8 protein-coding genes are annotated in these 14360 nt (G+C 70.0%); 4 read left to right on the plus strand and 4 right to left on the minus strand.

Features of this window, described 5'->3' with window-relative positions; all coding sequences use genetic code 11:
* Positions 1 to 5: 5 nt before the first annotated feature.
* Together ACFPIJ_RS21630 and hrpB are read right to left on the minus strand one after the other, a co-directional pair.
* On the minus strand, positions 6 to 1295 hold the full coding sequence (locus tag ACFPIJ_RS21630; protein ID WP_380116981.1) for a DUF1254 domain-containing protein: 1290 nt from the start codon (positions 1293 to 1295) through the stop codon (positions 6 to 8).
* An 87-nt stretch (positions 1296 to 1382) separates the two neighbouring features.
* Complete coding sequence (gene hrpB, locus ACFPIJ_RS21635; protein ID WP_380116982.1) at positions 1383 to 3764, minus strand: ATP-dependent helicase HrpB; 2382 nt, start codon at positions 3762 to 3764, stop codon at positions 1383 to 1385.
* A 41-nt stretch (positions 3765 to 3805) separates the two neighbouring features.
* Between hrpB and ACFPIJ_RS21640 the strand changes: the two genes are divergently transcribed.
* From ACFPIJ_RS21640 to fxsT, 4 genes are all read left to right on the plus strand, one after another.
* Positions 3806 to 4474, plus strand: a complete 669-nt coding sequence (locus tag ACFPIJ_RS21640) for a GNAT family N-acetyltransferase (RefSeq protein WP_380116983.1) — start codon at positions 3806 to 3808, stop codon at positions 4472 to 4474.
* A 367-nt stretch (positions 4475 to 4841) separates the two neighbouring features.
* Positions 4842 to 6311: a VMAP-C domain-containing protein gene (locus tag ACFPIJ_RS21645; protein WP_380116984.1), complete on the plus strand. Its 1470-nt coding sequence runs from the start codon at positions 4842 to 4844 to the stop codon at positions 6309 to 6311.
* Positions 6312 to 6324: 13 nt separating this feature from the next.
* On the plus strand, positions 6325 to 7392 hold the full coding sequence (locus tag ACFPIJ_RS21650) for an AAA family ATPase (RefSeq protein ID WP_380116985.1): 1068 nt from the start codon (positions 6325 to 6327) through the stop codon (positions 7390 to 7392).
* The gene (gene fxsT / locus ACFPIJ_RS21655) at positions 7389 to 11747 is read left to right on the plus strand and encodes an FxSxx-COOH system tetratricopeptide repeat protein (protein ID WP_380116986.1); all 4359 of its coding nucleotides are present in this window, start codon (positions 7389 to 7391) and stop codon (positions 11745 to 11747) included. Before ACFPIJ_RS21650 ends, fxsT begins: the two co-directional genes overlap by 4 nt.
* A 9-nt stretch (positions 11748 to 11756) precedes the next feature.
* Here fxsT and ACFPIJ_RS21660 read toward each other — a convergent pair whose 3' ends face one another.
* Together ACFPIJ_RS21660 and ACFPIJ_RS21665 are read right to left on the minus strand one after the other, a co-directional pair.
* Entirely contained in the window at positions 11757 to 13595 is a 1839-nt protein-coding gene (locus ACFPIJ_RS21660; protein ID WP_380116987.1) for an HEXXH motif domain-containing protein, read from the minus strand.
* A 40-nt stretch (positions 13596 to 13635) separates the two neighbouring features.
* Positions 13636 to 13797 carry a hypothetical protein gene (locus tag ACFPIJ_RS21665; protein WP_380116988.1) on the minus strand — a complete coding sequence of 54 codons (162 nt, stop codon included), beginning with the start codon at positions 13795 to 13797 and terminating at the stop codon, positions 13636 to 13638.
* Positions 13798 to 14360 lie beyond the last annotated feature (563 nt).

The following is a 14360-nucleotide window of genomic DNA, read 5'->3' on the forward strand; positions in this document are numbered from 1 at the left end:
TCTTGCTAGACCCTCATGACTGGTGGCGGCCGATATTCGCCCCGCAGGACCGGCGGGCCCGGCTGGTACATCCGCAGCACCGGCCGGAACCCGCCCTCGGGCGCCGGCAGCCAGTTGGTGTCCTCGTCGGGCCGCTCGTGCTGGATCTGGATCGTCAGCGAGCCGTCCGGGTCGCGCCGCAGCCCGGGCGTGCCATCGCCGATCGCGCGCCGGTCGAGCTGGTTCGGCACCGGGCGCGAGCCGGGCGCGTCGTACATGGACAGCGACCACCCGGCGTCGGCCGGTGGCGGCTCGGGGAAGCGGACCTCGTAGCGGTGCGCCCCGCTCAGCCGGTCGCCGTCGCGGTCCTTGTGCACGGTCGGCGCGACCGCTTCGTAGGCGTGGTTGCCCCACAGCCCGGTCCGCGCCGCGACGGCCCGCATCAGGTGCGCCTCGTCCCGGTCGCCCATCGTCCACTCCGGCGTGTCGAGGGTGCCGACCTCGAAGTAGTCGAGGTTGAAGTCGAACAGGTGCAGGTCGTTCGTCCAGCCGTTGACGAGCCCGGCGTGCCGGGTCGTCGCCTCCTCCTCCAGTTGCTCCCGGGCCGCGGCGAGCCCGTCGCGCAGCGTCTCGCGGAACTCGCGCGGCGCGCCGGCGTACGGCGACGCGCCGGGCTCCAGCAGCCCGATCGGCGCGAACCGGCGCTGGTAGCGCCGCTCCGCCGGGGACGGCGGGAACGCGGCCAGGGACCGCCGCAGCGACTCGAAGAACAGCAGGTCATCGGAGACCCCGGCCTGCGGGTGCGGCAGCCCGTCGAGCGGGACCTGCGGGTACATCGGCTCGATCCGCAACGCGTCCTGCAGCGTGTGCACCTCGGCCGCGTCCTGCGGGCCGCAGGCGAACCGCCCGATCAGCGTCGTCACCATCGTCGGGATCCTGATGACCTGGGCGCCCGGCGCCTCCCGGCCGGCCCAGCCGGGCGGCACGAGCAGGAACTCGCGCTCCCCGCTGCCGGTGGAGCGCCGGCCCACGTAGGCGAAGTTGTCCGTCCACGCGTCGACGAACTGCAGCACGTGATACCGGTCGCCGGTGTCGGGGATGCGGAGCCACAGCGGCCCGCCGGACAGGTCGAGCCGGGCGGTCGAGTACAGCAGGTCCGGGTTCGCGTTGCGCTGGTCGCCGAAGCGCCGCTGGTGCGTGAACGCGTTGTACGTGCCGCCGTCGCGTTCGACCGCGGCGAGGCTGGTCAGCAGCGGGTAGCCGTACTGGAACGCCTCCGCCGCCAGCGTGGTCAGGTCCATCGCCCTCAGGTCCATGCGTCCCTCCCGGGGTCGGATCGCCTCCTCCTGGACTCCAGCCTGCGCGCCGGCCGGGGCCCGGGTGGGTGAGGCGCCGGGGTGGCTTCAGCGCCGTGGGTTCGTCTTTTTCGTCGGTGCCGCCGTCGCCGGGTCCTCCGGCCACGGGTGCCGTGGGTACCGGCCCCGCAGCTCCGCGCGGACCTGCGGATATCCGGTGCGCCAGAACGACGCGAGGTCGCGGGTGACGGCGACCGGCCGGCCGGCGGGGGACAGCAGGTGCAGGAGGACCGCCACCCGGCCGTCGCCGACGCGCGGGGTCTCCAGCCAGCCGAACGCCTCCTGGACCTTCACCGCGAGCACCGGCGCCCCGGGGTCGCTGTAGTCGAGTTTGATCAGGGACCCGCTCGGCACCGGCAGCCGCTCCGGCGCGAGGTCGTCGAGTCGCTGCGCGGCGGGCCACGGCAGCATCGCCCGCAACGTCCGTTCGGAGTCCACTGTGGACAGCCTGGTGGCGGTGCTCAGGTCGGTGTGCGCGATGACGTTCGCGTCGCTCACGTCCGGCCACGGCGGGCCCAGGACCCGGTGGCAGAAGTCCATCCGCAGGCGCAGCTGCGTCGCCTCCTTCGACCAGCGCAGTCCCTGCTTGCCGAGCGCCTCCCGCAACGCCCGCTCGACCAGCTCCCGCGGCGGGTTCCTGAGCTCCCGCCGGCGCAGCGTGATCGCGCCCAGCTGGTCCCGGCGCTCCGCGCCCTCCGCCGTCACCTCGTCCACTGTGGACAGCAGGGCCGCGCCGGCCTCGCGGGCGGTGCCCTCGTCGATCGCGGCGGCGAGCCGGACCCGCGCGGCGGCGTTGCCCGGCTGCCGGTCCGCGACCGCGATCGCCAGCCAGGGATGCCCGGTCAGCGGCGAACCCGGCGGCAACACGGCCTCCGTCCCACCGGCCATCAGGTATCCGTTGTTGCGGAGCCGGGCGAGGCGCTCCGGGTACGCCAGCCCCACCAGGAGCCCGGCCACCAGGTCGTCGGGCAGTCCGGTCGGCGCCCCGGTGAGTCCCTTGTGGAGCCGTTCGGTCTCCGCGCGCCAGCGGCCGTCCCTGCTGTCGCGCAGGTGCCGCCACGCCGCGGCCAGGTCGTCACCCGTGGCGAGGGAGTCGTCGGCGAGGATCGCGACCACCTCGGCGGCCTTGCGCGCGCCCACCTTCGGTGCGCCGTCCAGCAGCGCCCGGGCCAGCCGCGGGTGCGCGCCGACCCGGGACATCCGGTGTCCGCGCGGCGTCGCGCGCCCCGCACCGTCCACGGCGCCGAGCGCCTGCAGCGTCGCCGCCGCGACCCGCATCGCCGCGTCCGGCGGCGGGTCCGGCAGCGCCAGCCCCGTCCCGCCCGGATGGCCCCAGCAGGCCAGGGCGAGGGCGAACCCGGTCAGTTCGGCGACCGCGACCTCGGGCTCGGGCTGCGCCGGCAGCCGCTCGTCGTCGGCCGGCGACCAGCAGCGGTACACGACCCCCGGCGCCTCCCGCCCGGCCCGCCCGGCGCGTTGGACGGTGGCCGCCTTCGCCGCCCGGACCGTGGCGAGCGACCCCAGACCGCGCGCATGATCGGTCCGCGGCACCCGGGCCAGACCCGCGTCGACCACGACCCGCACCCCCGGCACGGTCAGGCTGCTCTCGGCGACGGCGGTCGCCAGCACCACCCGGCGCTGGTCGCCCGGCCGGATCGCGGTGTCCTGGGCCGCCGCGGGCAGCCGGCCGTGCAGCACGTCCGTCGGCAGGTCCGCCAGCCGCCGCCGCACCGCGGCGATCTCTCCCGCACCCGGCAGGAACACCAGCAGGTCCCCGTCCGTCTCCCGCCATGCCCGCCGCACCACGGCCGCGACGTGGTCGAGGAACGCCGGGTCGACCTGCAACCCGTGCGGCGGCCGGACCGGCCGCTCCGGCGGGCACCACACCACCGCGACGTCGTGCAGCGCCCCCTCGGCCGTGACGATCCGCGCGTCGAGCAGCTCCGCGAACCGTTGCGCGTCCGCGGTCGCCGACGTGGCGAGCAGCCGCAGGTCCGGCCGCAGCGCCTGCCGGCTCTCCACCAGGAACCCGAGCGCCAGGTCCGTGTCCAGGTGTCGCTCGTGACACTCGTCGATCATGACGGTGCCGACGCCGGCCAGCTCCGGGTCGGCGAGCAGCCGCTGCACGAGCAGCCCGGTCGTGACGACCTCGACCCGGGTGCGCGGCCCGACGTTGCGGTCGCCGCGGACGCTGTAGCCGACGCTCTCCCCGACCCGCTCACCCCGCAGCTCGGCCATCCGCCGCGCCGCCGCCCGCGCCGCGATCCGCCGCGGCTCCGCCACCACCACCGTGCCCTCGAACGCACCGGCGAGCGCCAGCGGCACCAGCGTCGTCTTCCCCGTCCCCGGCGGCGCCACCAGCACCGCCCCGCCCTCCGCGACGGCCTCGACCACGTCCCCGAGCACCCTGCGGACCGGCAACTCCTCCATGCAGCCGCAGCGTAGTCCGGCGCTGATGATCTACTGGGGCCGTGACGGATCTCCGGGAACTCAGCACCTGCTGGCACCGCGGCTGGAGCGCGTCCCGTGCCCTCCCCGCCGCGCTCGATCTCGGTCCGGGCCTGCGGGTGCGCTGCCAGCAGCTGGGCCGCGACGTCGAGTACCTGGCGGTCGACACCGACCCCGCGTCGCTGCGCCTCCTCGCCGACCGGGTGGCCGCCGAGGACGAGGTCACCTGGCTGACCGTGCCCACCATCGACCCGGACCCCACGGCCGCCGTGCTGGAGGCCGCCGGCCTGGTGGTGCTGCGCCGGTCGGAGCTGATGATGACGATCGACCTGCGCTCGCACCCGCGGTTCCCGCCGGCTGCCGGGTACCGGCTCTCGACGGTGGAGGACGACGAGGTGCGCACGGCGGCCGTCCTCGACGATGCGTCCGGGGACGTCGGCGCTCGTGGCTGGATGGGCCTGGCCGGCTCGTCCGCGGTCGCCGACCGGATCTCGACGTTTCCGGGCCACCGCCGCCGGGGCCTGGCCAGCACGGTGATGGGCGCCCTGGCGGCGGCCGCGCTCGACGCGGGCGCCGAGCGCGGCATCCTCATCGCCAGCGACGAGGGCCAGCACCTCTACGCGAAACTCGGCTGGCGGGGCGTCGCCACGGTGCTCATCACCGCCGTCCCGGGCACCGTGTACCCGTCCTGACCGGTCCGGCGCGGCTCGACTGCGGCTGCTGTGGCATTGCCGTGATTGTCTGCCGGTGGCGCCCGGCAATCTGCGGGCGTCGCTCCGGGTGAATCAGTTCAACGACAGTTCAATTCACCGCAATTGCCGCCGTTATTGTCGATGATGGATCGACGTCCCGGCCTCGCATTGTTATTATCCGCGGTTGTCGCCCGGACGGCCGACCGTTGTGGGACTGTCACCGCCCGTGGCTTCTCGATCATGGACGGCGGTCCGACCCATAGGGCATAGTCAAGGAACTGGTCGTGCGTGACGATACGAGGTGCCCTGATGAGGAGTCTGTGGTTGCGTGGTTCTGATCGGGCGCGACGTTGAACCGTCTTCCCACATGATCACCCTGGGCGACGGTCAGGGCTCCGGCGGGTGGATGTCGCTGGTGATGTCGCTGGAGCGGGTGGCCGCACTGGCGAGTCTCAGTGACCGGCGGACTTGCATCGAACTTGTCGAGAGCGAGCTGGGACTATCACTCGCCATTCCCGAAGAGCAGGTCCGCAAACATCATCTGATCCAGATCGTAAAGGGTTGCCACCAGCATGCCGGTGGCCTTGCCGCGCTGATGCGGACGCTGGAGTTCCTGGAGGAGGACTCGTACGCCGTGCGCGCCGTACGCGCGCAGTTGCGGGCGATGCGAGCGTTGCCGCTGTTCTCCGCCGCCGACCGGAACCGGCTGTTCGCGCTGCTCGCCGACGTGCCGGTGGACCAGGCGTTCGACGCATACCGCGCGTTGGCGGTGCGCTCGGCCGGTCTGCCTGACCGTTGCGCGACCGCCGTCGAGGGATTCGAGTTTCTGGAGGCCGCGAGCGCGGGTGCCGACGGCATCCCGCCGTGTCTGCTCTACGTGGAGCGGCTCGCCGTGCAGCTGAGAGACCGCCCGGGGCTCGTCGAAGGTCTGAAGGTGTGGAACGACGAGCAGGCGGTGCGGTGGGGGCTGGTCCGGGAGCTGACCGCGGATCGCTCCGACTTGCGACCCCCCGCCGCAACGAGCTGGGCGTACCTGGTGTTCCAGCTCGAACCCGACCCGCTGGAGCGCGACCGGTACGTGTTGACGCATTGGCGGCAGCTCGACGAGCGTGGTTGGTATCCACGCCAGCACGACGAACGGATCGTCAGCCTCGGCGACGTGGAACGGCACGTCGAGGACCTGATCCTTGCGGCGGAAGCCGAATGGGCAGACTTCACTGGTCCGATCGGTATCGAGTTCATCCTTCCCAGGGCGCTGCTCTCGCTGCCGATCGACCGTTGGGTGAAAGAGTCGGACTCGACCTGGCCGAGCCAGCTTGCGCTCGACTACCCGATTACCGTCCGGAGCTTGGAGCGGATGCGGAACACGCATTGGCACCGCATGTGGCGTCGCCGCTGGAAGGCCTTGATCGAATGCGATGACAATGATTCCGGCGCGCTCTGGGTGGAGGGCGGTGACGAAAAGAATCTGATTCGCCTCGAGGCGTCCCTGAAAGGCGATGACCGGTTCTGGTCGTTAGTTCTGCCGACGCAGCCGGAGGCCCGGACAATGGGAGAGGTCGATGAGGTCGAGATTGCGCTCCGGGCTGGCCTGCCGGTCCTCATCTGGCCACGGGAGCGAGCCATGGGAGACGGTTTCAAGACGGCGGTCCGGGACATGTTGAACGGCGGAGATCCGGTTGAACTGCCGTCCCGGACCCAGAAACTTCGAAATCTGGCGACCCAGTCAGATCCAATGACGGTCGACGGTCACGTCGGTCACTTCATCACGGTGCTGTGGGACGACCCATCACGTCTGGTGGTATCCGGCGGTCCCGTTGTCGCGCCACGTCTTTGAGGAGTTGTCACTGATGAGCGGCGAGGACAGCAATCTGCAGGGTCCGTCTGCGGCCGAGCCCCACGTGACGGCGTCGCGGCCACGCTGGTGGATATACCACGGCACCGGCCGCTCGGTGATCGACCTCGCGGCCGCGCTGCCGAAACCGCCGCCGTGGCGGACGTTCACCGGAGGTCCGGTGCAGCCCGCTCCGCCGAGCGACGAGTCGGAAGGCGCCCGCCGGCTGGGCGCCGAACAGGTGACCCGTGGCATCGCGGATTCGCACGTGATCGACATGGTCAACGCCGCGCTCTATCTGCGGAGGCCGCTGCTGGTCACGGGCCGACCGGGCACCGGGAAGTCCTCTATCGCATACCAGGTGAGTCGGGAATTGAGGCTCGGCCGCGTATTGCGGTGGCCGATCACCAGCCGATCGACGTTCAAGAGCGGCCTGTACGAGTACGACGCCATCGGACGGGCCCAGGCGGTATCCGCCAAGCTTGACACGGAAGCTGCGGACATCGGCAACTACCTACGCCTTGGCCCGGTGGGCACCGCGTTGCTGCCGTGGAAACTCCCGCGGGTGCTGCTCATCGATGAACTGGACAAGAGCGACATCGATCTGCCAAGCGATCTGCTCAACGCCTTCGAGGAGGGGGAGTTCCTCATACCGGAGCTCGTGCGGATGAGCAAGCGGCAGCCGGAGGTCGTCGTGCAGACCGACGATCCGGGGAGAGCCGCCACAATCACCGCCGGCCGGGTCCAATGCCACGCGTTTCCTTTTGTGGTGATCACCAGCAACGGCGAACGGGACTTTCCGCCGGCATTCCTGCGACGCTGCCTCCGACTGGAACTGCCGGCGCCGACCGAGGAACAACTCGCGGACATGGTGGTGGCACATTTCGGTGCGGCGGTCGGCGAGGACCAACGCGTCCTGATCCGCGAGTTCCTCAGCCGCAGCCGGCGCGGCGGCGGTCTCGCTGCCGACCAGTTGCTGAACTCGCTCTTCCTGGTGTCCACTGAGGCGAACCGCGATGAGGAGTCGTGGAACCTGCTGCTCGACGCGATCTGGCAACGGCTGTCGCCGGTGGGTCCGGGATGAGTCCGCCGCCAAGAGCCCGTCCCGTCCTGCCCGGCGTCGGCCTGCCGGCCGACGAGATCGCTGACGGCCTGTGGCTCGCCGCGCAGCGGTCGCTTCGTGAGGTCACGCGGGCCGAGCCGCCCGAGGTGGCCGGCACCGTGCCGGACACCCCGCCCCAGGACGGTCCCGAGCCCGACGATGATCTCGACAGCGACTCCAGACCTTCGCCTCCGCGCGAGAGACCGATGGTGCCGCCCGAGCCGGTTGGCGGTGGCCCGGTCGAGCCGGAGGTGGAGGTCCGGCGGCCGCAGCGCGGCGCCACCGTTGAATCCGACTGGCCAGTCGTGGACCCGCTGCCGGGTGCGGCGGCGATCGCGCGGGCACTGCGTCCCCTGAGCCGGCCGGCACTGTCGTTGCACGACGTCGAGCTGGACGAGGAACGAACCGCGGAGCGGGCGGTCCAGGACGGGCTGTGGCTCCCCGAATTCCGGCCCGCCCCGGTGCGATGGCTGCACCTGGCGCTGGTGGTCGATGTCGGACGTTCGATGGTCGTCTGGCGGCGGACGGCATCCGCATTCGCGACCCTGTTGCAACGGCAGGGGGCCTTCGGCGACGTCCGTATGTACACCATGGACACGGACAGCGATGAGCTGACGTTGCGCGCCGGCGGATCGGTCAGCGGACGGACGATCAGTCCCGCCAGCATCCTCGATCCGACCGGGCGGAAGGTGGTGCTGGTCCTGACCGACGGGGTGGGACCGGCCTGGCGCGGCAGCGCGTTGCGGGCGCTGTGGCGATGGGCCTGCGCGGGACCTACCTCCGTGGTCAATGTCCTGCCCCCGCGGCGCTGGAACGGCACGACACTGCGCCCGCAGCGTTGCCTGCTCAACACGCCGGGCCCGGCGGCACCCAATCGTCTGATGGACGCCGAGATGCTCGAGGCGCCCGCGATCGAGCGACCCGCGGCGGTGCCGGTGCCGGTGGTGGCGCTGGACGTGCGCTGGCTGGGCTGGTGGGCGAGGTTCGTTGCCGGTCTCGTGGTCGGACCCGCGCCGGCAATGGTCGTCATGGCCAGCGAAGAGGGAACGCCGCCATGGCCCGTCGCCGATCCGATCGAGGATCTCGTCGACCCGCCACCGTCGCCGCTGGAGCGGGTGCTGCATTTCCGCTCCACGGCTACCGGAACGGCGTTTCAATTGGCGGGGTATCTGGCCGCGGCGCCGCTCAACGTGCCGATGATGGAACTTGTGCAGGGAGCCATGCTGCCCGGCTCCGGACCGTCCGACCTTTCGGAGGTCCTCACCAGCGGCATGCTGCATACGGTGAACAGCGGTCATGAGTTCCGTCCCGACCGGCCGGCATTTGATTTCGAGCCCGGTGTGCGAGAAGAACTCCTGGCCACCGCACTGCGTGCGGATACGGCCCGGGTGCTGCGTCTGGTGTCAGACGCGCTCGGGTCCCGCGTTCCGGCGTTGCAGAATCTGCGCGCCGCGCTGGAGGCACCGGATGCCGCGCACTACCCGCAGCTCACCGCGGAAAGCGAACCGTATGTGCGGCTGCAACACGTCACCCTGAGAGCACTATCCGGGCCCTACCTCGCCCGAGCTGGACGGCTGGGGCATATTGCCGGGGTTACGGGCCTCAGCAGCTGGGAAGCACGGCAAGATTCTTTCGAGAAGCCGAGCAGGAATCATATGGACGGTGAGACGATGCCCGAGACGGCAGGGACAGCGAGTCAGATGACCCCGACACTGGAGTCCACACAGACGGAACCGAGAGGCAGTGAACTGGACCCGGTCGCGTCCCGCCGATCGCCCGTTTCATTTGCCGAAGCCGCACAGATTGCCCTGGCCAGTGTCCGGTCCCTTCCCGAGGAGGTCGACCCGGCGCTCGAGCGGCCGTCTGTTTTCGGGAACGTGCCGCAACGAAACGCGAGTTTTACCGGCCGGGGCCGGCTCCTTGACGATCTCCACGCCCGGCTGGCCGTAGGAACGACGGCGGTGCTTCCGCAGGCCATCTATGGCATGGGTGGCGTGGGTAAGTCGCAACTCGCAGCGGAATATGTCTACCGGCACGCAAATGACTACCAGGTCGTGTGGTGGATCTCTGCCGAGCAGCCCGAACTCATCCGGCAGGCCCTGGTAGCGCTGGCCCTGCAATTGAAGCTTCCAGTTCGTGGCGAGGCCAACATCGCCGTTCCGGCGGTTTTGGAGGCGTTGCGGGTCGGTCGTCCTTTCCGGAACTGGTTGCTTGTCTTCGACAACGCCGAGAACGTGGAGGCAGCCCGGCCGTTCTTTCCTGTGGACGGGCCCGGCCGGATTCTCGTCACGTCCCGGAACTTCCAGTGGGCGGCATCGACTCGAACGCTCGAGGTCGATGTGTTCGAGCGGGCCGAGAGCGTGGAATTGTTGCGTAGGCGCGGTTCTGAGATCACCGACACCGAAGCGGACATGCTGGCTGACGCGCTGGGTGACCTGCCGCTGGCAATCGACCAGGCGGCGGTGTGGCGGGCGGAAACCGGCATGCCTGTCGCGGAGTACCTGCGACTGCTCGCGGAGAAGACCAACGAGATTCTGGAGTCGTCTCCTCCGCCGGATTACCAGGTTCCTGTTGCCGCCGCCTGGAACATCTCTCTCGACGCACTGCGCACGCGGAATCTCGGCGCGCTCGAACTCCTGAACGTCTGCTCGTTCTTTGCCCCTGAACCGATTTCCCGCAACCTGCTCGCGGCGGTGCGCAACGCACCCCTGCCGATGGATCTCGATGCCACCCTCCGTGATGCCATCCGGCTCAGCCGTGCTGTCCGCGACATCAACAGGTATGCGCTCGCTCGTATCGATCACCGGAACAACACCATTCAACTCCACCGTCTGGTGCAGACGGTGCTCATGGGTCGGATGGGCGCTCGCCAGCTGAGTGAGATGCGCCATGCGGCGCATGTCCTGCTGGCCGGTGGTGACCCGAACGACCCGGTCAAGTCCGACAACTGGGCGCGCTACAACGAGCTGCTGCCCCATCTTCGGGTGTCCGGTGCGGTGCATTGCGACGACTCGTTCGTGCGCCAGCTGATCATCAACGAAATCGTGTTCCTGTATCAGTGGGGGGATCATCAGGGCGCCTACGAACTGGCTGAGGAAGCTGTCCGCGTATGGCGGGAGAAGCTCGGCGATGAGGATCCCCAGACGCTCGCCGCGGCGATCCAGCTCGGCCACGCGCTGCGCATCCTCGGCCGATACTCCGAGGCCCGGAGCATCGACGAGCACACCCTCGCGGTGCTGAAGCGCACGGTCGGCGACGCGCATGAGGACACGTTGACCGTGACCAATTCCGTCGCCGCCGACCTTCGTGCCGCCGGCGACTTCGTTGCCGCCCGGCGCCTGGACGAGCAGGTCGTCGAGCAGAGCCGGCGCAGCTACGGCGAGGACGATCCGGCCACGTTGATCGCCGCCCACAACCTCGGCGTGAGTCTCCGTCTGACGGGCGATTTCGCCGCGGCTCAGAAGCTGGACAAAGACACCCTGCTCCGCAAGGCGCAGGTGCTCGGCGAGGACAGCCGTTCCACGCTCACCACGCAGACCGGCCTGGTCCTGGACGAGCTGGAACTGGGCAACTACCGATACGCGTTGGCGGCCCAGGAAAACGTGCTGGCGAAGTGCCGGCGCCTGTTCGGTGACGACAATCCGGCGACGCTGTGGGCGATGAAGAATCTCTCCGTCGCGTTCCGGAAGTCGGGCGACCACCCCGCGGCCCGCAAGCTCTCGGAAGAGGCGATCAACCGCTTCCAGCGTCGGTACGGCGACAACGACCCGGCCACGATTGCCGTGGCGGTCAACCATTCGGTCGATCTGCGGCAGACCGGCGACCTCACCGGCTCCCGTGATCTCGGCCGGGAGACGTTGGAGCGGTATCGCTCCAACCTCGGCGCCGAGCACCCACATGCCCTGTCGGCGGCCACCAACCTCGCGGTGACGCTGCGACTGCTGGGAGAAATTGAGGCCGCCCGCGAGCTCAACAGTGCCGCACTCGATCATTTCCGGAGCATCCTCGGCCCGGATCACCCCGCGACGCTGATCTGCGCGAGCAACTATGCCAGCGATCTCGCGGCCGCCGGAAAGGTGGACAAGGCGTTGGAGCTGGACACCGACACCGTCGAACGCGCGCGCCGGGTGCTCGGTGAGAACCATCCGTCGACCTTGGCGGCGGCGTTGAATTACGCGATCGATCTGCGCCTCTTGAACCGGGAGACCGAGGCGGAAGCGGCCTTCCAGGACACCCTTGCCCGATTCCGGCAGATCCTGCGCGAGGACCACCCGGCCACGGTGGCGGCGATGCACAGCATGCGGGCCAACTTCGACGTCGATCCGATGCCGCTGTAACCACTTCCGTCAGGGCGCCGTGCGGGCGTTCGCAAGCCAGGCGGCAACATCGTCGGGCGGCGGCGCCGGCACGGTCCGCGCGGCGAGTCGATGCCAGACGGCGTACACCCATTCGGGCTGGCTCAGCAGTGCCGCCGCCGCCTCAGGACGGATCCGTCGCAGCGCCAGCCCGAGACCGGTCCAGCGGCTCAGCCAGGTCGGGCATTTCGTGATCTCCGCTCGATAGTGGTCGGCGGCCGTTGCGTCGTCGCCGGCGATCAGCGCCACGTCCGCCGCTGTCGTGTCGTCGAAGCCTTCGAGATCATCGTGCGCGTCGCGGAGCCGGGTCAGCGCCGCCGGATCGACGATGCGCAGCCGGCTCAGCGATGTCCGCGGTCCCAGCCCGCGCACCTGGGGACCGTCTGTGACGGTGACTGCCGGCGGCGGCAGCCACGCTGGTTGCCCGGCCGCCCATGCCGCAGACAGCCGGTCGGCCTCGCTGCTGTCCGGCGCGAGGTGCCGCAGCCGCCAGCCCGCGCGGTGATCTGTCGCCGACATGCGGGCGGCGGCTGCGGCACCGGCATCCACAGGCACGTCGCGGAGCCTCGCCAACTGCGCACCCACCCGGTCCGACCAGCGTTGCCCCAGGGCGGTCAGCGCCGGACTTCCGCGCAACGCCGCATGCGCATCCCAGGTCTGCTCCCGCCAGTGCGCGAACTCCAGATCCGCCAACTCGGCGGCGGCGCCGGAGAGCCCGGCTTCGCGACGGCGCTGCCAGAACCGGGTCACCCCGAGAAAGGCGTACACGCCCTGGACGAGGCCGGTGACAGGGCGGGGGTCGCCCCTCCAGGGTGCGTAGTACGTCGCGGTGTCCAGCGTGGGTATCGCCAGCTGGACGAGGTGCAGTAACCCACCGAGCTTGATGTGCTGATACTCGTGCTCCAGCGTGACGGCAAGTGTCGTTGCGTCCTCCGGCAGCGAAATCATGACACTGCCGAACGCCTCGGCCGAGGTGGCGCTGAAGGTTTGAAACCGCCGGGAGGCCGGCAGCGGCACCACCGAGGTGACCGTGGCAGCGAGCAGTTCGGCCCCGTCCGGGTCGTCGGCAACGAGAATCTCCCACGCCCCCGTCAGGAGCCGGTGCCAGTCAAGCACTTCCTCCGGCGGCAACCGTGCCGGTGGTTGCGGGTCGCGGAAGTCCCGGTACGGATCCAGGTCGTCCAGCGTCACCGTGAGCGACCTGCCGGCTGCCGTAGCCGTCAAACGGCGGATCGGGTGCCAGCGGTGATCGGTCGACGTGACTTCGTCCGGCACCGCGGCCGGGACGGCAACGTGCACCGCCGGTCCGGACAGGTGCAGCACGCCGTGGTCGATCTCCACGGCAACGGTCTCGTGGTCGCCGACGTGTGCGGCGCCGAACCCTGGCAGCACGGCATACCCGCCGTGCACGGGGATCCGCCCGGAGTACCTGATCCCGGACCGCGCCGCGGCGGATGCGGCGATGGCATGCAGGTGTCCGACTTCCAGCCAGAGCGGAGGATCGGCGGGATGGTCCGGTCCCGTGTTTATCGTGCGGAGCCGCAGCAGCGTGCGGGCCGCCCAGGTGCCGAACTGCGGATGCATGAGGATGTCGTCGCATGCCGCCGGATCGCGGTGCTCGGCCTCCTCCAGCACGTGCCATGCGGCCTGCGCGGGCGGGAACGCGTCAGCGCCCTCGATCGGCGTGGCGGTTGCCATGTCGACGATGGTCCGCAGCAGCAACCGCCGGCGGCTGCGCTGGCCGGCGCGCAGCGCATCGATCGTCGTAGCGTCAGCTCCCCCGGAAGCCAGAAGGTCGAACTGGTCGAACGACAGGCGGTGCCGTGGCACCGCCTCGGTGTCTCCGCCGGGCCCGGATGGCGGAGGCCTGTCATGACTCATGGCCGCCGACGTTGCCCTGTGGATCATCGATTTCATCGACCAGACGGCGGGCTGCCTGGTCAACTGCCGGGTTGCGCATGGTCCGCAGGCGGCTCAGCGGTACGTCGGTCACGTCGACGAGGTCGGTCTCGATCTCGGGCGTGTCTGCCATCTGTGTATGAATCCCTTCCACGTGGCAGAGAGGGCCCCTGCCTCGGCAACGCAGGTGACTGTCGTGACCATGTGGTCCGCGACAGCGCCGAACGCAGCCGTGGGTCTCGATAGTGCTTGCGGCAAACCATGCATCGACCCAACAGCATGTGATCGTCTGGTCAGCGGACTGCTACGCCCACCCTAATAGTGACGGAAACATCTTCTTGATGGAAGACCATCACTATCTCTGGGTGTGTCGAGATTGCGAGGTGTGCGACAAGTCCCAGGCGGCGCGAGCGGTGGACCGGCTCGACGGGAGGCGGGTGCGACCCGTCGAGCCGGGCCGCACTCGAGGGGCGCCACGGGCGTTGCGGTCGCGCCGCGCGCCCAGGTTTATAAATCGAAAGTTGTCATTTTATGGGGCCGCGGCGTTGCCTTCAGTGCGCTTTGTCGCCGTTCAGGCTTTGCTCGATCGCCGCGTCTGAACGGCGTTGCTGGATGCCTTCACCGTCATACCCGGACCCCCTTGTTGGTGATGCCCCACATGTCCGCGACCGGGATGTCGGTCTGCAGGTCACGGTA

Origin of the sequence: Dactylosporangium cerinum (genome assembly GCF_042653625.1) — a bacterium.
GTDB classification, from domain to species: Bacteria; Actinomycetota; Actinomycetes; order Mycobacteriales; family Micromonosporaceae; genus Dactylosporangium; species Dactylosporangium cerinum.

Bases quoted from the DNA above. Each gene is read 5' to 3' on its own strand.
- ACFPIJ_RS21630 (WP_380116981.1), bottom strand. From the start codon at position 1,295: ATGGACCTGAGGGCGATGGACCTGACCACGCTGGCGGCGGAGGCGTTC.
- hrpB (WP_380116982.1), bottom strand. From the start codon at position 3,764: ATGGAGGAGTTGCCGGTCCGCAGGGTGCTCGGGGACGTGGTCGAGGCC.
- ACFPIJ_RS21645 (WP_380116984.1), top strand. From the start codon at position 4,842: ATGATCACCCTGGGCGACGGTCAGGGCTCCGGCGGGTGGATGTCGCTG.
- ACFPIJ_RS21650 (WP_380116985.1), top strand. From the start codon at position 6,325: ATGAGCGGCGAGGACAGCAATCTGCAGGGTCCGTCTGCGGCCGAGCCC.
- fxsT (WP_380116986.1), top strand. From the start codon at position 7,389: ATGAGTCCGCCGCCAAGAGCCCGTCCCGTCCTGCCCGGCGTCGGCCTG.
- ACFPIJ_RS21665 (WP_380116988.1), bottom strand. From the start codon at position 13,797: ATGGCAGACACGCCCGAGATCGAGACCGACCTCGTCGACGTGACCGAC.